General features: G+C 67.7%; 19 protein-coding genes. 9 read left to right on the plus strand and 10 right to left on the minus strand.

Annotated features, from left to right (window positions below; translation table 11 throughout):
* Positions 1–91 precede the first annotated feature (91 nt).
* Positions 92–1,294, minus strand: a complete 1,203-nt coding sequence (locus tag IG65_RS0127540; RefSeq protein WP_231509465.1) for an amidohydrolase family protein — start codon at positions 1,292–1,294, stop codon at positions 92–94.
* A gap of 234 nt (positions 1,295–1,528) precedes the next feature.
* Here IG65_RS0127540 and IG65_RS0127545 point away from each other — a divergent pair, with 234 nt between their 5' ends.
* Both IG65_RS0127545 and IG65_RS0127550 read left to right on the plus strand, forming a co-directional pair.
* Positions 1,529–2,605, plus strand: a complete 1,077-nt coding sequence (locus tag IG65_RS0127545) for a Zn-dependent alcohol dehydrogenase (protein ID WP_030517862.1) — start codon at positions 1,529–1,531, stop codon at positions 2,603–2,605.
* Positions 2,606–2,709: 104 nt separating this feature from the next.
* Complete coding sequence (locus tag IG65_RS0127550; protein ID WP_030517863.1) at positions 2,710–3,918, plus strand: amidohydrolase family protein; 1,209 nt, start codon at positions 2,710–2,712, stop codon at positions 3,916–3,918.
* Between the two features lie 116 nt (positions 3,919–4,034).
* On the opposite strand, the gene IG65_RS0127555 is transcribed toward IG65_RS0127550, so the two are convergent.
* The gene (locus tag IG65_RS0127555) at positions 4,035–4,223 is read right to left on the minus strand and encodes a ferredoxin (protein ID WP_030517864.1); all 189 of its coding nucleotides are present in this window, start codon (positions 4,221–4,223) and stop codon (positions 4,035–4,037) included.
* Positions 4,224–4,247: 24 nt separating this feature from the next.
* On the minus strand, positions 4,248–5,048 hold the full coding sequence (locus IG65_RS0127560; protein WP_197039945.1) for an SDR family NAD(P)-dependent oxidoreductase: 801 nt from the start codon (positions 5,046–5,048) through the stop codon (positions 4,248–4,250).
* Between the two features lie 178 nt (positions 5,049–5,226).
* Here IG65_RS0127560 and IG65_RS0127565 point away from each other — a divergent pair, with 178 nt between their 5' ends.
* On the plus strand, positions 5,227–6,933 hold the full coding sequence (locus IG65_RS0127565; protein ID WP_030517866.1) for an amidohydrolase family protein: 1,707 nt from the start codon (positions 5,227–5,229) through the stop codon (positions 6,931–6,933).
* Between the two features lie 118 nt (positions 6,934–7,051).
* Complete coding sequence (locus IG65_RS0127570) at positions 7,052–8,230, plus strand: thiolase family protein (protein ID WP_030517867.1); 1,179 nt, start codon at positions 7,052–7,054, stop codon at positions 8,228–8,230.
* A 44-nt stretch (positions 8,231–8,274) separates the two neighbouring features.
* Here IG65_RS0127570 and IG65_RS0127575 read toward each other — a convergent pair whose 3' ends face one another.
* Positions 8,275–8,703: a nuclear transport factor 2 family protein gene (locus IG65_RS0127575; protein ID WP_051756977.1), complete on the minus strand. Its 429-nt coding sequence runs from the start codon at positions 8,701–8,703 to the stop codon at positions 8,275–8,277.
* Complete coding sequence (locus IG65_RS0127580; RefSeq protein WP_231509467.1) at positions 8,687–9,397, minus strand: TetR/AcrR family transcriptional regulator; 711 nt, start codon at positions 9,395–9,397, stop codon at positions 8,687–8,689. The genes IG65_RS0127575 and IG65_RS0127580 overlap by 17 nt, the downstream gene beginning before the upstream one ends.
* Positions 9,398–9,617: 220 nt before the next feature.
* On the opposite strand from IG65_RS0127580, the gene IG65_RS0127585 reads away from it, so the two are divergent.
* Positions 9,618–10,775 (plus strand): aromatic ring-hydroxylating dioxygenase subunit alpha, encoded by a 1,158-nt coding sequence (locus IG65_RS0127585; protein WP_030517870.1) that lies wholly within the window; start codon positions 9,618–9,620, stop codon positions 10,773–10,775.
* Between the two features lie 44 nt (positions 10,776–10,819).
* Positions 10,820–12,460 (plus strand): amidohydrolase family protein, encoded by a 1,641-nt coding sequence (locus IG65_RS0127590; protein ID WP_030517871.1) that lies wholly within the window; start codon positions 10,820–10,822, stop codon positions 12,458–12,460.
* 83 nt (positions 12,461–12,543) lie between these two features.
* On the opposite strand, the gene IG65_RS0127595 is transcribed toward IG65_RS0127590, so the two are convergent.
* Positions 12,544–14,043: an aldehyde dehydrogenase gene (locus tag IG65_RS0127595; protein ID WP_030517872.1), complete on the minus strand. Its 1,500-nt coding sequence runs from the start codon at positions 14,041–14,043 to the stop codon at positions 12,544–12,546.
* A gap of 171 nt (positions 14,044–14,214) precedes the next feature.
* Here IG65_RS0127595 and IG65_RS0127600 point away from each other — a divergent pair, with 171 nt between their 5' ends.
* The 3 genes from IG65_RS0127600 to IG65_RS0127610 all read left to right on the plus strand — a co-directional run bounded on the left by IG65_RS0127600 (position 14,215) and on the right by IG65_RS0127610 (position 16,570).
* Positions 14,215–15,438: a cytochrome P450 gene (locus tag IG65_RS0127600; protein ID WP_030517873.1), complete on the plus strand. Its 1,224-nt coding sequence runs from the start codon at positions 14,215–14,217 to the stop codon at positions 15,436–15,438.
* 102 nt (positions 15,439–15,540) lie between these two features.
* Entirely contained in the window at positions 15,541–16,101 is a 561-nt protein-coding gene (locus IG65_RS0127605; protein WP_030517874.1) for a DUF2165 domain-containing protein, read from the plus strand.
* A gap of 49 nt (positions 16,102–16,150) precedes the next feature.
* Complete coding sequence (locus IG65_RS0127610; protein WP_030517875.1) at positions 16,151–16,570, plus strand: PPOX class F420-dependent oxidoreductase; 420 nt, start codon at positions 16,151–16,153, stop codon at positions 16,568–16,570.
* Here IG65_RS0127610 and IG65_RS0127615 read toward each other — a convergent pair.
* The 4 genes from IG65_RS0127615 to IG65_RS0127630 all read right to left on the minus strand — a co-directional run bounded on the left by IG65_RS0127615 (position 16,552) and on the right by IG65_RS0127630 (position 21,399).
* Positions 16,552–17,367: an enoyl-CoA hydratase/isomerase family protein gene (locus IG65_RS0127615; protein WP_051756979.1), complete on the minus strand. Its 816-nt coding sequence runs from the start codon at positions 17,365–17,367 to the stop codon at positions 16,552–16,554. The two genes, IG65_RS0127610 and IG65_RS0127615, sit on opposite strands and share 19 nt — an antisense overlap.
* 301 nt (positions 17,368–17,668) lie before the next feature.
* Positions 17,669–18,196 (minus strand): gluconokinase, encoded by a 528-nt coding sequence (locus tag IG65_RS0127620; RefSeq protein WP_030517877.1) that lies wholly within the window; start codon positions 18,194–18,196, stop codon positions 17,669–17,671.
* 6 nt (positions 18,197–18,202) lie between these two features.
* Positions 18,203–19,576 (minus strand): glucose-6-phosphate dehydrogenase, encoded by a 1,374-nt coding sequence (locus IG65_RS0127625; protein ID WP_030517878.1) that lies wholly within the window; start codon positions 19,574–19,576, stop codon positions 18,203–18,205.
* Positions 19,573–21,399, minus strand: a complete 1,827-nt coding sequence (locus IG65_RS0127630) for a glycoside hydrolase family 15 protein (protein ID WP_030517879.1) — start codon at positions 21,397–21,399, stop codon at positions 19,573–19,575. The genes IG65_RS0127625 and IG65_RS0127630 overlap by 4 nt, the downstream gene beginning before the upstream one ends.
* Positions 21,400–21,543 lie beyond the last annotated feature (144 nt).

A 21,543-nucleotide genomic window follows, 5' to 3' on the forward strand; every position in this document is an offset into this window, starting at 1 on the left:
TCGGAGAAAACCGCATTATGCGGCGGGGTTTGCACGATTGGTTCGGCACAATGCCTGGGGCGTCGGCTGCCGTTGTGGCAGGCTCGAATGTTCAGTTCAGTCCGAGTAGTCCCGCTGTATTCCCGCGCAATACCTGGTGGCGCACGGTGGGGTCGCAGGTTTCCAGCCGGGGCAGGTAGTCGCGTGGTTCGCGCAGACCCTCGGGGTGGGGGAAGTCCGAGCCGAACAGGACGTGGTCGGCGCCGATGGCGTCGATCAGGTCGTGCACGTCGTCCTCGGGGAAGGGGCAGACCCACAGGTGTTCGGCCAGTGCTTCGCTCGGGCGGGGTGGCAACTTACCGCCGATCATCGGGCCGCGGCGGCCGAGTGCGGCGGCCTTGTCGATCGTTTTGAACAGGGGGCGAAGCCAATTCGAGCCATTCTCGATCGAGACGATCTTTACCCCCGGGTGGCGGCCGAAGAGGTTGTGCAGGGTGAGCGCGATCAAGGTGTCGACCACCGGGCGTTCGGTATTGCACAGCGCCCATTGCAGTGGTGATTGCTGATGCGACGGATTGTCCGGGTTCTCCGACCAGTGCGTGCCGTAGAAATGCTGGTAGCCGCTGTTGGATACGTGGAAGGCCACCGGTATTCCGGCATCGGAGACGGTGGCCCAGAACGGATCGAAGATCGGGTCGGCGGGGGAGCGGCCCGCGACGGGGCCGGGGCACAGATGCACCATCCGCGCACCGGCGTCGAGCACCCGGTGCAGCTCACGCACGGCCTGGTCGATATCGAGCAGCGAGAGCATCGGCACGCCGAACAGTCGCCCGTCGGCGCCGTATCCCCAGTCCTCCTCGAGCCAGCGGTTGAATGCCCGCAGGCTCGCGTAGGTAAGTTCGATGTCGTCTCGCAGGTCGTATTCCACGGCGACACCCAGTGTCGGCAACATGATCGTGGCATCCACGCCCTGCCGGTCGAGAACGGCCAAACGCGCACCGCGCTCGGCGAATTCCGGGTGGTCCTTCGAGGTCACCACCTCGCGATGGGTGAATCCGTCGGCGACACCGCCGACGAACAGTCCCTGCAGCGCACCCGGCGCCGAGGCGTAGTCGCCGGGCATCACGCTCATGAAGGTGCGCTGCCCGCGCAGGAAGATGCGACCCAGTCCGTCCGTGCCGCGTTCCACCCGGATGGTGCGATCGGCGAAGCGCGACTCGATGTGGCGCGAGAAGCAGTCGTCGGGCTCGTAGTAGTGCCCGTCGGCATCGATCAACCCGTATTCCATCGCTGCGCTACCTCCGGGATCGCCCACGGTTAGGAAAGTGTGCCTTGAGTAAGTGAGCACACAGTTACTAACTTCGCACCGGCGGTAGAAGATGTCAAGGTCGCGCCGCATTCCGCGGCGGACGGAGGCCTCGCCGCTCCGGTGTGGCGAATCGGCGCCGGGACACTCGCCGCGCTCCTAAGATGAGTAAGCACTCGCTTGACAAGCGTGGCGGCGCGGCGGGAGTCGCGGCCCATCCGAATCGATCGTCAGAGGTACGCAGTGAAAGTCGTTGTCGCCTACGAGGTCGGCCAGCCGCTCGAAATCGAAGATCTGCCCCTGCCGGAACCCGGGCCCCACGATGTGGTGGTGCGCCTGAGCGCCAGCGGCATCTGTCATACCGACCTCACCGTCATCAACGGGCTCTCGCCGCTGCCGCTGCCGATCGTGCCCGGCCACGAGGGGTGCGGGGTGGTCGAGGAGGTGGGCGCCGAGGTGCGCCGGGTGCGCGTGGGCGATCGGGTGCTCGCCTCGGTGACACCGGCCTGCGGGCACTGCTGGTCGTGTGTCAACGGCATGTCGAACCATTGCGAACTGAACGCGGAAGTCAAACGGCGGCAACGCTTCCGGCTCGCCGACGGCCGCAGTGCCGCTGCGGTGTGCGGCTGCGGAACCTTCGCCGAGGCGATGGTCGTACACGAGGCGTCGGTGGTCGCGGTGCAGACCGATCTGGCCGATGAACAGCTCGCCCTGCTCGGCTGCGGGGTGACCACGGGCCTCGGGGCCGCGCTCAATACCGCCGGTGTCACCCCGGGCTCGTCGGTGGCGGTGATCGGCTGCGGCGGGGTCGGGCAGTCGGTCATCCAGGGGGCGCATATCGCCGGTGCCGCCACGATCGTGGCCGTCGATCCGATGCCCGGCCGCCGGGATGCGAGCATCGGGGTGGGCGCCACCCACACCGTCGACCCGCAGGCCGGCGATCCGGTCGCGCAGGTGCGGGAGCTGACCGGCGGGCGCGGCGCCGACTTCACCTTCGAGGTGGTCGGCCGTCCCGAACTCGTCACCCAAGCCATCGATATGGCCCGGGTGGAGGGTGTGGTGACGCTGGTCGGCATGCCCTCGACCGCGGATGTTCTGACGCTGCCCGCGATCTCGACGGTGTTCTCCGGCAAGCGGATCGCCGGATCGGTGGTCGGCGGAGCGCAGATACTGCGCGACTTCCCGCGCTTCATTCGGCTCGCCGAGGCGGGGCGCCTGGATCTGGGATCCATGATCACCCATCGCATTTCGCTCGACGAGATCAACAAGGGCGTGCAGCTGCTCTCCCGGGCCGAGGGCGTGCGCACCGTCATCGTGTGAACCGGTTGACCGGGCAACGAATCGCCGGCAACCCTGGCGCCCGCCCCGGCATCGGGCTACCTTGTATGTAAGTATTCGCTTTGTTACCGGAGTTGGGAGATCCCATGTCGTTCAGCTGGTTCATATCGGTTGATGACCATCTCATCGAGCCGGCGCGGCTGTGGCAGGAGCGGTTGCCGGAGAAGTGGCGCGAGACCGGCCCCCGGATCGTCCGGGAGGACAAGTCGGAATTCTGGATCTACGAGGATCGCCAGATCGTCACCACCGGCCTCAACGCCGTGGCCGGTAAGAAGCGCGAGGAATTCTCCCCCGAGCCGATCACCTACGAGGAGATGCGGCTGGGCTGCTACGACCCGGCGGCGCGGGTCGCCGATATGAACCAGGGGCACGTGCTGGCGTCGATGCTGTTTCCCTCGCTCCCGCGCTACTGCGGCCAGATCTTCCACGAGGCGAAGGACAAGGAGCTCGCACTGCTGTGCGTGCGGGCCTGGAACGATTTCATTCTCGAGGAATTCGCCCAGGCCTATCCCGGCCGATTCATCCCGATGATGATCATCCCGCTGTGGGACCCGATCGCCGCCGCGGCCGAAATCGAGCGCACCGCGGCGCTGGGAGCGAAATCCATTGCCTTTTCCGAGAATCCGACCAAACTCGGCCTGCCGTCGATCCACACCGACTTCTGGGATCCGGTCTTTCGCGCCTGCGACGACACCGGATTCGTGATCTCGATGCACGTCGGATCGTCCTCGAATATGATCCGGACCTCCGAGGATATGCCGACGCTGGCCTTCATGGCCTACTCCGCGGCCGCGAATCAGGCGGGGACACTGTTGGATTGGCTGTTCAGCGGTAATTTCGTGAAGTACTCGAATCTCGAGATCGCCCTCTCCGAGGGGTCCATCGGCTGGATTCCGTACTTCCTCGAACGCGCCGAGCAGGTGGTCGACAAACAGCGGTTCTGGGCCTCGCGGTTCGATATCAGCATGAACGCCACGCACGAACGCGGCGAGCAGAAGGGCGAAGCGACCTTCGATCTCGATACCGATATCCGGCGGTTGTTCCGCGACCACGTGTACGGCACCTTCATCGAGGACCAAGCGGGAATTCGCTTGCTGGACATCATCGGTGAGGACAACGTGATGCTGGAATGCGACTATCCGCATTCGGATTCCACTTGGCCGGACACCGTGCAGATGGCCGGCAAGTGGCTCGGGCATCTGCCGCAGGACGTGCAGGACAAGATCACCGTCGGCAATGCGTCGCGGGTCTACAACTTCACCCCCGCCGATCCGGCCTCGATTCCCGAGTCTTGACATGTCGCGGGCCGGCTGCGGCCCGCGTATGTCGAGGTCCGCCCCCGTGACGGTGGGCGGACCTTTACGTATAGGCCGGGCGCGCAATGCGCCGGCGGTAGCCGAGAGCGGGTGGCTCAGCTCAGGACGATCGCGCGTTCGGGGCAGTTGTCGGCCGCTTCGCGGGTCCGGTCCCGAAGGTCGGCCGGCACCTCGGAAAGCGTTGCGCGGCCGTGCCCTTCGTCGTCGAGGTCGAAGACCTCCGGGCAGATCTCCCAGCAGCGGGCGTGGCCCTGGCAGCGGTCGGGATCGACGGATACGTGCATGACTGTCCTCCGGTGTCGGGCGATTCAGTAGGTGGCCGACAGGGCCCACGGGCCGTCGGGAAAGGGCCGTCCGAGCAGTTCCATGCTGTAGACGATGCGTCCGGTGTCGTGGGCGGACGTGCACAGCAGCACAGCGGCGTCGGCCATGGCGTCGTCCGGTTCGACCGGGGTGTTGTCCGGCGTGTGCGGGGAGACGACGGCGACGCCGGGAGTCATGACCAGACCGGAGGTGCCCAGACTGTTGATCCGCACGCCGGTGCCGTACACCTCGGCCGCCAGGCCGGTGGTCAGGCGATCGAGCGCCGATTTGCACATGCCGTAGGGCACGCAGCCGTCGGCGGCCCACTCCGGATAGGGCGGCCCCAGGGGGTGGCGCGCCTGTTTGGAGGTGATGTTGAGGATCCAGCCGCGCCCGCGTTCGATCATCCCGGGAATCGCCAACTGGCACAGGCGAAACGGGGTGTGCACCATCATCTGGAACATCAGGCCGTAGCGGTGCGGGCGGATGTCGAGGGCCGGGCCGTAGAAGTTCACCCCGGCATTGTTGACGAGGATGTCGACCGGCCCGAGTAGCGCTTCGGCCCGTGCCACGACCGTCTCGACCTCCGCGGGAACCGTCAGATCGGCGCGGATCGCCGCTGCCCGGCCGCCCTGATCGCGAATGTGCGCCACGACCTCCTCGATGGAACCGGGAAGCACCGAGGCGCCCGGTTCGGCGGTGCGAGCCACCACCGCCACCGCCGCACCCTCGGCGGCGAAGCGTTCGGCGATCCGCCGGCCGATGCCGCGGCTCGCGCCGGTGACCAGTGCGGTCCGGCCGTCCATCGATCCCACGTCGACTCCTGCGCTGAGTGCTCCGGACGGCAATCCGGAGCAGGGGCCTAGCAAGTAAGTACCTACTTTCTCACGGTACCCGGTGATATGCGAGCGTTTCCCGGGTTATGTTGAGTGAGTACCTGCTTATTTATGCTCGGGCGGCCCGCACCGGGAAGGATGGAAAACCATGCATGACATCGTGATTCGCGGTGGGGACGTGGTCGACGGAACGGGTGCGCCGCCGCGTCGGGCGGAGGTGGCGATCGACGGGGACCGGATCGTGGACATCGGCCCGGCGGTCGGCTCCGGGCGCCGAGTGATCGACGCGTCGGGCCGGTTCGTGACGCCCGGGTTCATCGATGTGCACACCCATCTGGATGCCCAGCTGTTCTGGGATCCGCTCGCGACGCCCTCGTGCTATCAGGGCGTGAGCACGGTGGTGATGGGCAATTGCGGCGTCACCTTCGCGCCGGTGCGGCCGGGGCAGGAGGGCTACTTGGCGGCGATGATGGAGTCGGTGGAAGACATCCCGGCCGACACGATCATGGCCGGGCTGGACTGGGGCTGGCAGACCTACGGCGACTATCTGAAAACACTGGGCGACCGCGAACTCGGCGTGAACGTCGGCGGGCTGATCGGTCACGCCGCCCTGCGCTACTACGTGATGGGGGAGCGCAGTCTCGACGAGGCGCCCGCCACCGCCGAAGACCGCGCCGCGATGGCGGAACTGGTCGGTGAGGCCGTCGACGCCGGAGCGCTGGGCTTCTCGACCTCCCGGACCTACATGCACACCGTGCCGGACGGGCGGCCGGTGCCGGGCACCTTCGCCGACGTGGAGGAGCTGTCGGCGATCGCCGGCGTCCTCGCCGAACGCGGGCGCGGCACCTTCCAGGTGGTCCCGCGCATCGGCGAGCGCGACGGCGCCGACCGTGCCAATTCCCGCGCCGAGATGGCGTGGATGGAACAGGTGAGCCTGAATTCCGCTCGGCCCCTGACCTTTTCGATCATGCAGAGCGACCGGCGTCCGGGCTTGTGGTCCTGGGTGATGGAACAGACGGCCGGGGCCCGTGCGCGAGGTGCCGATCTGCGCCCGATGACCGCGGTGCGCGGCAGCGCGATCGTCTACGGAATCGCCGGGCGCACCCCGTACGACGCACTGCCCACCTGGTCCGAGGTGATGGCCGAACCGCCGGCCGCGCGGCTCGAGCTGCTGGCCCGCGGCGATGTCCGCGACCGCCTGATCGCCGAAGCCGAGCTGCCCTCGCAGGCATCAGGTCCGCTGGCGCCGAAGGATCCGGCGAAAATGTATCTGCTGCCGCCGGGTTCGGCCGCCTACGACGTCGGGGCGGACAACAGCCTGGCCGCCGAGGCGCGGCGGCGCGGCGTCGGCGCCGCGGCCGCCTTCATCGACTACACGCTCGAGACGAGCGGCCATGGACTGCTGTACTACCCGGTGCTCAATCAGGATCTGGACGCGGTCGCGCGCATGATCACCAACCCCGACGTCGTACTGGGCGTCGCCGATGCGGGTGCGCACGTCGCGCTCACCATGGACGCCGGGAATTCGACCTTCTTCTTGCGGCACTGGGTGCGGGATCGGGCACTGCTGGGGATCGGCCCGGCCGTCCGGCGACTGACCGTCGATGCCGCGAATCTGTTCGGAATCGCCGATCGCGGAGTGCTCGCACCGGGCGCGTACGCCGATGTGAACGTCGTCGATCTGGCGAATCTCGATCTGTTCGCCCCGGAGATGGCCGCCGATTTCCCCTTGGGCGCACAGCGATTCGTGCAGCGGGCGCGCGGTTACGACTACACGCTGGTCAACGGACACGTGCTCGTCGACCACGACGAAACCACCGGTGCGGTTCCCGGCCGGTTGGTCACCGCGCGCTGAGAATCTCGCGGGCCGGTGGCGCACTGCCGCCGAAGCGGGCCGTTGCCCCTGCGCCGGGCCGTCGTTACGATACATAAGTTAGAGAACACTTACTTATTTGAGAATTGGGGTGGCACCTATGAGCCATGAGGCCGTGATCATTTCGGGCGCGCGCACGGCGATCGGGACGGCATACAAGGGGTCGCTCACCGAAACCGACGCCTTCACACTGGGAACGGCGGCCGTCGCCGAGGCAGTGCGCCGAGCGGGCGTCGAACCCGAACTCGTCGACGACGTCATCCTCGGCGAATCGCTGTACGGCGGCGGGGCGATCGGCCGGTACGTCGCCATCGAGGCCGGGCTGGTGAACGCGCCCGGTATCGCGCACAACCGGCACTGCGCCTCCGGACTGTCCACGCTGCAGAGCGCGGCCGCCTCGGTGATCGCCGGGATGGATCGCATCGTGGTGGCCGGCGGTGTGCAGTCGAGTTCGACCGCACCGACGGTGAATCGGCGCATTCCGGGCTCCGAGGAATGGGAGGAGGACTGGCTCGCGCCCAGTCACCGCGAAACTCCGGACGCACCCGTGCGCGATATGTCGATCACGGTCGGGTGGAACGCCGCGGTCAAGGCCGGGATAACGCGCGCGCAGATGGACGAGTGGGCGTTGCGTTCCCATCAGCGCGCGGTGGCCGCGATCGACGCCGGCAGCTTCACCGAGGAGATCGTGCCGATCGAGGTGACCCGTCGCGACGGCAGTACGGTCACCTTCGCCGTCGACGAACATCCCCGGCGCACATCGTCATTGGAGAAGCTGGCGTCCTTGAAACCGCTGCATCCCGAGATCGAGGGCTTCGGCATCACCGCCGGGAACGCTGCTGGCATCAACGACGCGGCCGGCGCGATGGTGGTCGCGGACCGCGCGGTGGCCCGCGAGCGCGGAATCGAGCCGCTGGCGGTGGTCCGGGCCTGGGCCTCGGTGGGCGTCGCGCCCGCGGACACCGGGCTGGCGCCCGCGCCCGCGATCGAGAAGGTGCTCGCGCGCGCCGGACTGTCGGTGGCCGATGTGGCGCTCTGGGAGATCAACGAGGCCTTCGCCTCGGTCGCGGTCGCCGCGACCAGGGCGCTGGGGCTCGACGAGGAGAAGGTCAATGTCCTCGGAAGTGGGTGCAGTCTGGGACATCCCGTGGCGATGACGGGAGCCCGGATGGTGTTGAGCCTCGTGCACGAACTGCGGCGCCGCGGCGGTGGGGTCGGCGTCGCGGCGATGTGCGCGGGAGGTGGGATGGGCACCGCGGTCGTCGTCGACGTGCCCTGAGCTCGCGCCCTCGGCAGCCGGAAGATGTTCGGCTGCCGAGGTTCTCACCGTGGGTCGAGCGTTTCCAGCAGGGCGTGGGTGTCCTGCTGGAACACCCGGATCTCGCGGACCATGCCGTCGGCGAAGGAGAACAGCTCCACCACGTCGACCGTGGCGTGCCGCCCCGATTCCTTGGCCGTCCAGGTCTGGGTGGTCAACTGCACCACCGATTCCTCGGAGCCGAAGATGCGCGGATTGTCGATACTGCGCTCCCAGTACCGTCCGAACGATTCGCCCATGGCGGCCACCCCGGCATGTCCGTGGTAGCTGCCGCCGTGTGGCAGTGAGGCCGGTTGTTCGATGCGGATGTCGGGGTGGAACAGCGCCAGCGCGCCCGCGCCGTCACCGGCGGCGAAGCGGCGCGACAACTCCGTCACGATCTCCAAGCCGTTGCGCGACGCAGTACCGCGCGGTAAATCATGCTGTGGGCTCATCGGATTCGGCACCCTCGATCACCGGGAAGAATCCCTTGACCGTGCCCTCGCTGATCAATGTGATGGCCCGGTCGCGGTCGGCCTTCTTGGCGGTGCCGTGCCGGGTTTCCAGGGCCTGCATCAGTGCCATGCCCATCACCGCGCGGGCGGAGATGTCGGGCGATTCGAAGGGGAATCCGTAACGATCCTCGACCTCGCGCCACGCCTCGGCGAGCCGGTCCATGGCGACGGCGAAATTCTCCCGGTAGAACCGCCGGGCCACCTGTGGATCGCCGAACAGCACCAAGCCCAGGAGCGGCAGCACCTCGTCGAGCGTCGAAATCAGTTGGCGGTAAAGACCTTTGAGGGTCTCCAGCTGCCGTTGCGGGGTCAGCGGCTGATCGCGGTCGACGACGGCGGTCGCGGCGACCAGATCGTCGACGGCCGACTTGAGCGGTTCCACCACCGCTTCGAAGAACAGTTGATCCTTACTCTCGAAGTGCCGGTAGATGATTCCCTCGCTGATACCGCTGTGCTCGGCGATCATCTTGACCGTGGTGCCGTTCATATCGCCGGTCTCGCTGAAGGCGCGGCGTGCGGCGGCCAGGATCGAACTCTTGCGCGCCTCGGCGGTGAGCCGGCGCCGTACCGGCGGTGCGCCATTGGCGGGGGTGGGCGGGATCGTGGAACTTCCGGTCGTCGTGGTTCTGGCCACGAGTCCTCCTCGTCTCCGGGCCGACGCCGGTGCCGATCGGCGTTGTTAGTGGGTACACACTTTATCCTAATGCGCTCGCGACGGCATCCGCCGATCGGCGTGATCACGGCGATCTCTCCAGGTAGAACCCGGTTCTCACATTTCCTTGCGGAGTAAGTAATCACCTACTAAGCTCCGAGGTGACCGTCCTTCGGGTCCGGAGTTTCGGGTGGAGTGTGTTATGGACAGGCAAGCGCTGGAACACAGCCTCGCGCGCCGATTGCTCGACCACATCGACGAGGGCACCACCGATCTGGCGCCGGAAATCCTCGAGTTGCCGACCGATATCTATTCGACCCAGCGGCACACCGAGGAATTCGACGTCCTGTTTCGCGGCCACCCTCTGGTGCTGTGCCTGTCCGGCGCGCTTCCGCACGCGGGCACCTACCGCACCGTCGACCTGTGCGGCGTCCCGATCCTGTTGACCCGCAACGAGGAAGGCCACGTCCGCGCCTTCGCCAACGCCTGCCGCCATCGCGGCGTGCGGGTGGTCGACGGCGGCGGCGCCCGCAGCCGATTCGCCTGCCCGTTCCACTCGTGGACCTACGATCTCGACGGCCGCCTGGTCGCCGTGCCCGTGGATGACGCCTTCACCGGAATGTGCCTGGAGCGCAAGGGACTTGTCGAACTGCCTGTCAGCGAGGGGTACGGGCTGATCGTCGGATCGCTGCGCCCGGGGCCTGCCGTGGACATCGACGAATATCTCGGCCCCGGCCTGGCCGACGAGCTGGCGGTGCTCGAGTTCGCGGACTGGGAGTTGTACGGCGAACCGCACGTGCACCGGGTGGGGGCCAACTGGAAGGTCACCCTCGACACCTTCCGCGAGAACTATCACTTCCGCTTTCTGCACCGGCGGACCCTGGCGAAATACGCCTACGGTGGCGTGCTGACCTTCGACCCGTTCGGCCGGCATCTGCGCAATTGCTCCGCACTGCGCTCGATCGACGAACTGCGCGAGGTGCCCGACGAGCAGTGGGGCGACGTGATGGGCCATATCAGCCTGCAGTACGCGCTGTTTCCGAACACCAGCCTCACCTTCGACAGCCGGCATGTGGAGCTGTGGCAGATCGTGCCGGTCGACGCGGACTCCTCCGAGGTCGTGCACAGCACATATCTGCGGCCCGGTCTGAGCGAGTCCGAACGGGCCAAGGCCGTGGAGATGGCCCCCTGGATCTGCGAGACCGTGGTCGACGGGGAAGACTTCTGGGTGGCGGCGCGGACCGAGCCCGGTATCCGGGCAGGCGTGCTGGACACCATCGTGTTCGGCCGCAACGAGCCCGCGCCCCAGCATCTGCACCGCGGTTTCGAGGACGCGCTGGCCGCCGCCCGCCGGGCGTGAGAATGCCCGACCCCCTTGCCGATTCACACTCTCCGGGAGGACCCATGGATCTGTTGCTGCGCCGCGCCTGGCTGGTGGACGGAAGTGGCGACCCCGGCAGGGCCGCCGAGGTGGGAATCACCGGGGACCGCATCACCGCGGTCGGCGCGCCCGGCGAGCTGACGCCGGGACCGGACACACGCATCGTCGATCTCGACGGGCTCACCCTCACACCGGGTTTCATCGATATCCACACCCACTACGACGCGCAGATCCTCTGGGACGGCGATCTCACGCCCTCCTGCTGGCACGGTGTCACCACCGTGATCATGGGCAATTGCGGTTTCGGGGTGGCGCCGACCCGGCCGCCGCATCGCGAAATCATCGTGCGCACACTGGAAAACGTCGAGGGTATGTCGATGGAGGCGCTGAATGCCGGCATCGACTGGTGCTTCGAGACCTTCCCGCAGTATCTCGACGCCCTCGAGCTGCGCCGCAAGCGGCTCAATGTCGGTGCGTTCCTGGGACATACGCCCCTGCGGCTGTTCGTCCTCGGCGGAGAGGAACGCGCCGCGACCCCCGCGGAACTCGACACCATGCGCGCGCTGGTCCGTGAGGCGGTGACCGCCGGTGCGGTCGGACTGTCCACCTCCCGCCAACCGGCCCATCAGGGTGCGTTCGGCCGCCCGGTGCCCAGTCGCTTCGCCGAGGTCGACGAGGTCGACGCGCTGGCGGCGGAACTGGGCGCGGTGGGCAAGGGCATCCTGCAGGTGTCGATCGGGCCCGGCATGTTCGTCAATCAGTTCTCGGATCTGTCCGTGCGCTACGGCATTCCGGTCACCTGGACCGCGTTGGTTGCGCGCGCCGACAGACCCGGCGCCGCCATGCGCACGGTGGAGCGCGGCGGTGCGCTGCCCGGTGAGGTGTACCCGCAGATCGCCTGCCGGCCCATCGTGATGCAGGTCAGCCTCGCCGATCCCACGCCGCTGGGGGAGATCGACGAGTGGAAGGAAGTTCTCGCCCGGCCGCGGGAGGAACGCGCCGCGCTCTACCGGGACGTGGCATGGCGGGAGCGGGCCCGCCCGGCGACGCTGGCCGCGTGGGCGCATCGGTGGCCCAAGGTCGCCGTGGAGGAGACCGTCGCCGATCCGGCCGCGGTGGGAATCCCTTTGGACCGCTTGGCCGCCGAGCGCGGTACCACCGCCTTCGACCTGATGCTCGACGTCGCGCTCGCCGACGGGATGTCGACGCGCTTCCGCGTGGTTCTCGACAACGACGGCGACGACGAGATCGGTGATCTGCTCGCCGACAAGCGCACGATCCTGGGCCTGTCCGATGCGGGCGCGCACGCCAGTCAGCTCTGCGATGCCTGCTACTCCACCCATCTGCTGGGACATTGGGTGCGCGAGCGCAAAGCCATCGGACTGGAAGACGCAGTGTGGCGCCTGACCGGTCAGCCCGCTCACGCCTTCCGCATCCGCGAGCGCGGGCTGATTCGCGAGGGGTATTTCGCCGACCTGGTGGCCTTCGATCCCGCGACCGTCGGAACGACCCCGATCGAGCGGGTGCACGATCAGCCCGGGGGAGCGGATCGGCTCGTCGTGCGCAGCACCGGCGTCGCGCATATGTGGATCAACGGCGTCCAGACGCGCCGCGACGGAGTGGATGTGGCCGACTCGGCTGCGGGGCGGCTGCTGCGTAGCTGATCGAGTCGTTCCGGCGTGCCGAAGGGGCCGGCGAATATCGCTCGACCCCTTCGGTATTCGGTGCGCGGCACCGGCGTGAACGGTCAATCCGTATCGATCCACACGGATTTGACCTCGAGGTATTCCTCCAGCGAATGCGGCCCCATCTCACGTCCGTATCCGCTCATCTTGTATCCGCCGAACGGCACCGCCGGATCGAACAGCAGCATGGTGTTGACCCAGACGGTGCCGGTCCGCAATCGCGCCGCCAGCCGATGTGCGGTGCCGATGTCGCGGGTCCAGATTCCGCCCGCCAGGCCGTAATCGGAATCGTTGGCCCGCTCGGCCACCTCGTCGAGGGTGTCGAACGGCAGCACGCAGGCGACCGGACCGAAGATCTCCTCGCGCGCGATCCGCATCTCGTCGCGCACATCCGCGAATACCGTCGGCTCCACGAAATAGCCGGCGGCGAGATCGCCGGTATCGATGCGCGCCCCACCGGCCGTGGTGCGCGCGCCCTCGTCCGGGCCGATCGCCAGGTAATCGCATACGCGGTCGAGTTGCTGCCGGGAGACCAGCGGGCCGATCCGGGTGCGCGGGTCCAGGCTGTTGCCGACGGTGAGCGACCGCGCGAAATCCGACAGGCGGTCGACGAATTCGTCGTAGATCGGCCGCTCGACGAAGATGCGGGTCCCGGCACAACAGGTCTGGCCAGAATTCGAGAACACGCCCATTCCGGCGCCGGGAACCGCCTTCGTCAGATCGGCATCGGCGAAGACCACGTCGGGAGATTTTCCGCCCAGTTCCACCGACACGCGTTTGAGGGTGTCGGCGGAGGAGCGGATGATCTCGCGACCCACCGCGGTCGATCCGGTGAACGCGATCTTGTCCACGCCCGGGTGCACGGTCAGCGCGGCGCCGGCGGATTCACCGTCGCCGGTCACGATATTCACCACGCCGTCGGGAATTCCGGTCTCGCTCAACAGCTCTCCGAGCCGCAGTGCGGCCAGGCTCGCCTCCTCGGCGGGTTTGAGGACGAGGGTGCATCCGGTGGCCAGAACCGGGGCGATCTTCCACACCGCGTTGGCGACCGGGCGATTCCACGGCACGATCGCGGCGACGACCCCGACCGGCTCCTTGACCGTATAGCTGAACACCGAGCCCGGAATCGAATTCGGCAGTGTCTCACCGTGAATCTTGGTCGCCCAGCCCGCGTAGTACCGCAACACCTCGGCTTCCCAGGCGCGCGACCCCGGCCGGCGCCGGCCCAGCGGCGAACCCATATCGAGCGATTCGAGCAGGCGCAGTTCGTCGAAGTGCTCCTGCACCTTGTCCGCGAACGCCCAGAGCAGGGCCTGGCGATCGCGCGGGGAGAAGTGCTGCCAGGGACCCACCAGCGCCGAGCGGGCCGCGGTGACCGCGCGGTCGGCATCGACGGCATCGGCGGCGGCCAATTCCGCGATCACCGCGCCGGTGGAGGGATCGATGCTGACGAAGGTGCGCCCCGAGGCCGCGGCCTCCCATCGGCCGCCGATCAGCAGGCGTTTGGTGCGACCGTCGAGGAATGCGGGGAGCGAAGCGACTGCTCCGGTGCTTGTCGACATGGAAATCCTTCCTGACCACGGCACATCGAGCGGCCGCGGCCGGACAGGTTGTGAGTGAGAACTTACTAACACATGGTAGGTCACCGCTTCGGATCATCCGCTAGAAAGTGATCACTTACCCTGTTACTGTGAGTTGGCGCCCACTCGGTGCCCGAGCCGCCAGGGGAAACCATGGAGAAGACAACGCCGAACGGCATACGCCTGCCCGATGATTGGTGTCTGCGCCAGTTCGACCACCTCGCACCCGAACTCGCCGCCACACTGCCGGAGACGATGGCCCGCATGCGTGAGCTGTGCCCGGTGGCGCACAGCGACCGCTACGGCGGATTCTGGGTGGCCTCCGGATACGAGGAGGTGCTGAGCGTGGCGCAGAACTGGTCGGTGTTCAGCTCCGCGCACGGTCTGTCGGTCACGGGCACCAAAGGGGTGGTGCGCAATCTGCCCGTCGAAGTCGATCCGCCCGAACAGCGCGCGTACAAGAGCCTGATCACCCCGTACTTCACCCCCGCGGCCGTCGCCGACTGGGAACAGCCGACGCGCGATCTGGTCACCCGCCTGCTCGACGGTTTCCTCGCCGACGGCGAGTGCGAATTCATGGACGCCTTCGCACGGCCGCTGCCCAGTCTGGCGTTCTTCGAACTCGCCATCGGCGCGCCCGCCGACGAACTCGATACGGTGTCGCGACTGGCGTCGCGGTCGTCGATTCCGAATCATCCCGAATCGCGCGAATGCTGGAAGGGCTTGTACGCCTGGGTCAAAGGCTTCCTCGCCGCCCGGCGCGAGCAACCGCCGCGCGGAGATGTGGTCGATGCGGTGCTGGCCGCCGAGATCGACAGTGTGCCGCTGACCGAGGACGAAACCATCGGAGCGGTACAACTTCTCATCCTCGGTGGGCTCGAAACCACCGCCGGTGCACTCGGACTGATGGTGGAGCGGTTCTGCCGCGAGCCGGAGATCCCGCAGTTGCTGCGCGAACGCCCCGAGCTCATGCCGAAGGCCGTCGAGGAACTGCTGCGGCTGGATTCGCCGTTCGTCTCGGTGGGCCGCACCGCGGTGCGCGACACCGAATTGTCCGGCCACGTCATCGAATCCGGTGACAAGATGCTCATCCACTGGGCCTCGGCCAATCGTGACGCCGGCGAATTCCCGGATCCGGACCGATTCGACCCGACCCGGACTCGCAACCGCCACTTCGCCTTCGGCGCCGGCCCGCATCGCTGTGCGGGCTCCAATCTGGCCCGCTTGAACCTGCGCGTGGCGCTCGAGGAGATCGTGCGGCGCATGGATCACATCGCCGTCCGGGACGGGGCGGAGATTCGGTATCACGCCGGTCTCACCCGTTCGCCGCTGACCCTGCCGATCACCTTCGTCGCCCGCGAACCCGACCGAACCTAGAACCGCTGTGGCTCTAGGCGGCGAAAAGTCCCTTCGCGCTTGGTCGTTGATGGGAAGTCGCTGCGATTGACGTGGTTTCGCCGAACCGTTTAGGTAAGCGTCATGCGAATCGGCGGTGCGGGAATTCTCGACGTGCTCGGTAGCCGACGGACGGCGGTGGCGGTACTGGCGACGATCACCGGCTTCTACTACTTGTTCGTCGCGATCACCAACTGCACCGACACCGTCACCAATCGCCGCGGGGTGGCCGCCGTGCTGTCGATGCGGGCCACGATCCACAATCCGGGCACCGACTGGCGTGCCCTCACCAACGGCGACGTCGCGCTCGTCGTCTACATCCTCGTGGTGATCTGGGAGTTCTCGATCGCCCTCGTGCTGCTCGTCGCCGCGGCCTGCTGGGTGCGGGAGCTGAGCGGGCGGCCACGCCGGGTGCCGGTGCGACCCGGCACCGCGGCGACGTTGTCCAGTATCGGCTGGACGATGGCGGTGCTGCTGTTCGCGGGGGCGTTCCTGACCGTCGGCGGGGAGTGGTTCCGGATGTGGGCGAACAAGGAGGTCAACGCCTCCTCGGCGGCGTTGCAGAACTTCCTGATCGCCGGCATCGGCCTGGTGCTGGTACATCTGCCCGACTCGACGCCGTGGGCCGCCGCGCCGTCGGAATGAGTTGCGGCTGTGCGGGAACAGTGTCCGCGCGGCCGGGGTTGCAGCGCGTATGGAACTCGACACCGCGCTCGACTTCGCCCGTACGACCTCGCGGTCCGTCCTGACCACCCTGCGCCGCAACGGGCGTCCGCAGCTGTCGAACGTCACCCACTGGGTCGCCCCCGACGGCACCATCCGGATCTCCATCACGGCGGACCGGGCCAAATACGCCAATCTGCGCCGGGAGCCGTGGGCGGCCCTGCATGTCACCCGTGACGACTTCTGGGCCTACGCCGTCCTGGAGGCCGATGTCGAACTGACCCCGGTGGCCGCGACCGCCGACGACGCTACCGTCGAGGAGCTGATCGCCTACTATCGGGCGCTCAGCGGCGAGCATCCGGACTGGGCGGACTATCGCCGCGCGATGGTCGCCGACCGCCGGGTGATCGCGTGTCTGCGTCCCACCCGCGCCTACGGCATGCTGCCCTGAGGCCTGCGCTCGCCGGACGTGGGCAGGCCCTCGGGAATCCATTGCGGCGCACGCTTTTCCATGAAGGCGCGCATTCCCTCCCGCGGTTCCGGCGAGGTTTCCAGGGCGAGGAACATGGTCTGATAGTCGATGCTGCCGTAGCGCTCGTTCAGCATGCGTTTCACCTGGGCGCGGGCCTGCGGTGCGGTCTGCAGGATTTCGGAGACGGCCGCGACGGCCTCCTCGCACAGCCGCTCGTGCGCCACCACCCGGCTGATGACGCCGAGTCGCCGCGCTTCGTCCGCGTCGAATCGCCGCGCCGACAACAGCAGATCCCGAGCCACCGCCACGCCGACATGGGCGGGCAGCACCGCGGCGTAGGTGGCATCGGGAATGCCGCGCAGTAGCTCCGGCACCCGGAACACAGCCCGCTCGCTGGCGACCGCGATATCGGACATCATCGCGATGAGCAGACCGCCCGCCTGACAGATCCCGTTCACCGCCGACACCACCGGGGCGCGGCTGTCACGAATGGCGAGGAAGGGCAGCACATCCTGACCCGACAGCCCCGGCGGCAACGCATCCCCGGGCTCGGCGCGCCCGCCCAGGTCGCCGCCCGGCGCGAACACGTCATCGGTTCCGGTGATGATCAACGCCGCCAGATCCGGATCCGAATTGACCAGGTGCACCGCGCGTTTGATGCCGAAATACATCGCCGGCGTCAGCGCGTTGCGTGCTGTGGGCCGGTCGATCACGCACCATCCGATCACGCCGTCGCGCTCGAATCGCAGCCCCGCCGCACCGAGATCGTCAGTCATGTAGTAAGAATATCAATCTCTTCTATCGGATATTCCATTCTCGTCCGGGCGACTCGACTTCACCGGCGCATAACCTTGCGGCAACGTTCGGCATGCATGCTGGCACCCTCCGCTGAATCGAAAGGTAAGACCCGAATGGACTTTCTGACTGTGCTCGTGGACATGTTGGCTGCGCTGGGGGCGAGCGGTAGCGCGGGCTGACCACCCATCACGACACAACCCGGCCCACCACGTCAGTGATGTGGTGGGCCGCAGGCGTTCCGGGGACAGCTTCGAGCGTCGCTCACCGCGTGGGAAGAGATCATCCGGTCAGAAAGGCGACGGCCTGGTCGGCGACGGCGTCCGGCGGCCGGTCGGCGTGCAGGATGAGGCCCCGCTCGGCGGGTTCGAGCGGTTCGAGTGTCGCGAGCTGGGATTCGAGCAGCGACACCGGCATGTAGTGGCCGTGGCGGTGGGAGATGCGTTCGCTGAGGGTTTCCCGGTCGGCGATCAGGAGCAGGAAGACGGTCTCCGGCGCGGCGGAGCGCAGGATGTCGCGGTAGCGGCGTTTGAGCGCCGAACAGGCGACCACGCCGCCGTCTCCGCGGAGATGACGGTCGCGCAGCCAGTGGCTCACCGACATCAGCCAGGGTTCGCGATCGGCGTCACTCAGCGCGATGCCGGCGGTCATCTTGGCGATATTGGCCGGCGGGTGGAAGTCGTCCGCGTCGGCGAACGGCAGGTCGAGCCGTGCGGCGAGCAGCCGGGCCGTCGTGGTTTTGCCGGTTCCCGACACTCCCGTCACGACGACGCAGGGCGGGACCGTCCGGCGGGGCGTCTGCGCGGGCACCGGTGATCATTCGCTGTGATCGGCGCCGGCCGGTCCCTGTGACCCGGCCGGATACTCGTCGAGCGGCACCACATCGCGCGACCACGCCGACAGGATCGGAGTCACCACGCGCCAGGCCTGTTCGGCCTCGTCCGCGCGGATCGAGAGGGCCGGGTCACCGTTCAGTACGTCGAGCAGGAGCCTGCCGTAGGCCGGCAACTCCGGCGGTTGCACCTGAGCGGTCAGAGTGAGCGGTACCAGGGTCCCGGCGGTGGCGCCGACGGCCGTCAGACCGAGCGACAGGCTTTCGGGGTCGAGCCCGAACCGCAGCACATTGGGCTCCGGCGTTCCCTGATGGCCGAAGGGCATATGTGGAACCGGGCGGAAGTGGACGGCGACCTCGTTGCGATCGGTCCCGAGCGCCTTGCCGCTGCGGAGCACGAAGGTCGTTCCCGACCACCGCCAGCTGTCCAGCGTCAGTTCGACCTCGGCGAAGGTCTCGGTCCGGCGACGCGGGTCGACGCCCTCCTCGTCCACGTAGGACGGAACGTCGCGATCGCCGATCCGTCCCGCGAGATACCGCCCGCGACGCGTGCAGGCGGCGACATCGGCATCGGTCAGCGGACGCACCGAGCGCAGCACATCGACCTTGCGGTCGCGCAGGTCGCGTTCGGACAGCGTGATCGGGGGTTCCATGGCGATGAGGCACAGCAGTTGCAGCAGATGGTTCTGCACCATGTCCTTGAGGGCGCCGACGTGGTCGTAGTATCCGGCCCTGCCCTCGAGGGTGAGGGTTTCGTCCCAGACGATCTCCACCTTGGCGATATGCGCGCTGTTCCAAATGGATTCGAGGACGCGATTGGCCAGCCTGCTGCCGAGCAGATTCTGCACCGTGGTCATGGCGAGGAAGTGGTCCACGCGGAAGACGGCTCGCTCGGGCACCAGATCGGCCAGTAGCCGATTCAGTTTCTCGGCACTGTCGAGGTCTTCGCCGAACGGTTTCTCGAGGACGATCCCGCTGCCCGCGGGCAGTCCCACCTCGTGCAGCGTCGTGATCGCGGCGGGAAACACCGCCGGGGGCAGGGCGAGGTAGACCGCCACCGGACCGTCGCCGGCGATCGCCGCCGCCACCTCGTCGGCGTTCTGGATGTCGGCCCTGCGGTACCGCGTCGCGGCCGCGACCGCCTTCCGGGCATCGGGCGCAGCCTCCGCGGCATGGTCCTCGAGCTGGGCCACCACCCACTCGTGGAACTCTTCGTCGCTGCGGCCCTTCCGATCGGCGCACACCACCTCGAAACCGCTGTCCAGATGCCCGGCCTGGAACAGGGCGGCCACGGCCGGCAAGAGGTAGCGCCCAGCGAGATCACCGGTGCCGCCGAAGACGACCAGACGCGTGATCATGTCGCACCTGCCTTCGCTCGCGCGAGTTTCACCCCGCTGGAAATGATGCCGATATGACTGAACGCCTGCGGAAAATTACCCATGAACGTGCCGGTCGTCGGGTCGATCTGCTCCGCGAGCAGGCCGACGGTGCTCGCGCGGGCGCACAGGGAGGTGTAGAGCCGCTCGGCGTCCTCGAGCCGTCCCTGCGCGGTGAGGTTGTCGACCATCCAGAAACTGCACAGGACGAACGCGCCCTCGTTGCCGGGCAGGCCGTCCGGTGATTCGTCGTGCAGGTAGCGGTACAGCAGTCCGTCGCCGGCGCCCAGCCGATCGGCCACCGCCGCGGTCGTCGCCATCATGCGTGGATGATCGGCGGGCACGACGCGGCGCAGCGGCAGCGCCAGCAAACTCGCATCCAACTCGCCGCCACCGTCCAGATGGGCGCTGAGGGTGTGGGCCCGCTCGTCCCACGAGTTCTTGAGGATCGCCTCGCGGATCTCGTTCGCGGTGCTGCGCCACATCGCGACGGGACCGGGCAGGTCGAATCGTTCCCCGATCGACGCGGCGCGGTGCAGTGCCACCTGGCACAGCGCCGCGGAATAGGTGAAAACCCGGCCCGGGCTGCGCACTTCCCAGATGCCCTGGTCCGGCTCCTGCCAGGATCGGCCCGCGGCCTCCGCCAGATCGGACAGGTTCGACCACAGCAGCGGCTGCAACTCACCGCCGGTACGCAGCCATTGGTCGGCGCAGTCGAGGATCTCGCCGTAGACGTCGTGCTGGCGCTGGTCGGTGGCTCCGTTGCCCCAGCGCACCGGCCCGCTTCCGCGGTAACCCTCCAGGCCGGTGTCCACCATCTCGTCCGGAACCGGATCGCCGTCGATGTCGTACATGATGCGTGGCTCGCCGCTGCGCTCGAACGCGTCGAGCACCCAGCCCAGGAAGGCGTCGGCCTCGTTGCGGAAACCGATGCGGCGCAAGGCATAGACGGCATACGACGCGTCGCGGATCCAGACGTAGCGATAGTCCCAGTTGCGGACGCCGCCGATGGGCGCCGGCAGCGACGAGGTGGGTGCCGCCACGACGGATCCGCTCACCCAGTGGTCGCAGAGTTTGAGCGTGATCGCGGAGCGTCGGACCAGTGCCTGCTCGGGACCGTCGTAGACACACGTCCGCATCCACGATCGCCACGCGTCGGCGGTGTGGCGCAGCATCGCCGCGGCGTCGAAGCGATGGTGGCGGTGGAAGCGCCCCCACGACAGCACGAGCTCCAGCCGCTCGCCCTGGACCAGGTCGAAGGTGGTGTGCACGCCGTCCAGCGGCCGGTCGGCGCGCAGATGCAGCCGCAGGTTCGGTTGCGAGGCGACCCGGATCTCCAGCCCGCTGAGCACCGGCCGCAACTGCGCACCTCCCTGCGGCGCGATCTCCACCGCTACCCGGACGTGCCCGCTGACGACGATCGCGGAGCGGACCAGTTCCGAGCGATCGGCGGGCGCGTCGTCGCCGAGATCCGAGCCGGGGCGTACCACCATGGCGTCGGTCACTCGGAGAACGCCGGTGGCGCTGCGCAATTCGGTTTCCAGCACGCCGGTGTCCGGCTGATAGCGCTGGCGACCTTCCAAAGGATCGGCCGGCGCGACGGTGAAATGGCCGCCGCGGGCATGGTCGAGCAGCGCGCAGAACAGCGGTTGGGCGTCGAAGCGCGGCAGGCACAGCCACGGGATCGAACCGTCCATCCCGACCAGCGCGGCCGTCGTACCGTCTCCGATCAGACCGTAGTCCTCCAGCGGGAGATACCCGTCGCTCCGGTGGATCGGCCGGAACGGTGGATCGGGATCGTGCACGCCACCCCCTTCCACGAGTGGAACGCCCGGCGACAACTAGAGGGAAGGCTATCAGCTGGCATCCGGTGGGAAACCGGAACAGAGCGGCCGATACCTGCCTGAAATCACGAATGATCGACTGGCTGGCTAACGCAGGATTTCCCG

Source organism: Nocardia sp. NRRL WC-3656, from assembly GCF_000720265.1.
GTDB classification, from domain to species: domain Bacteria; phylum Actinomycetota; class Actinomycetes; order Mycobacteriales; family Mycobacteriaceae; genus Nocardia; species Nocardia nova.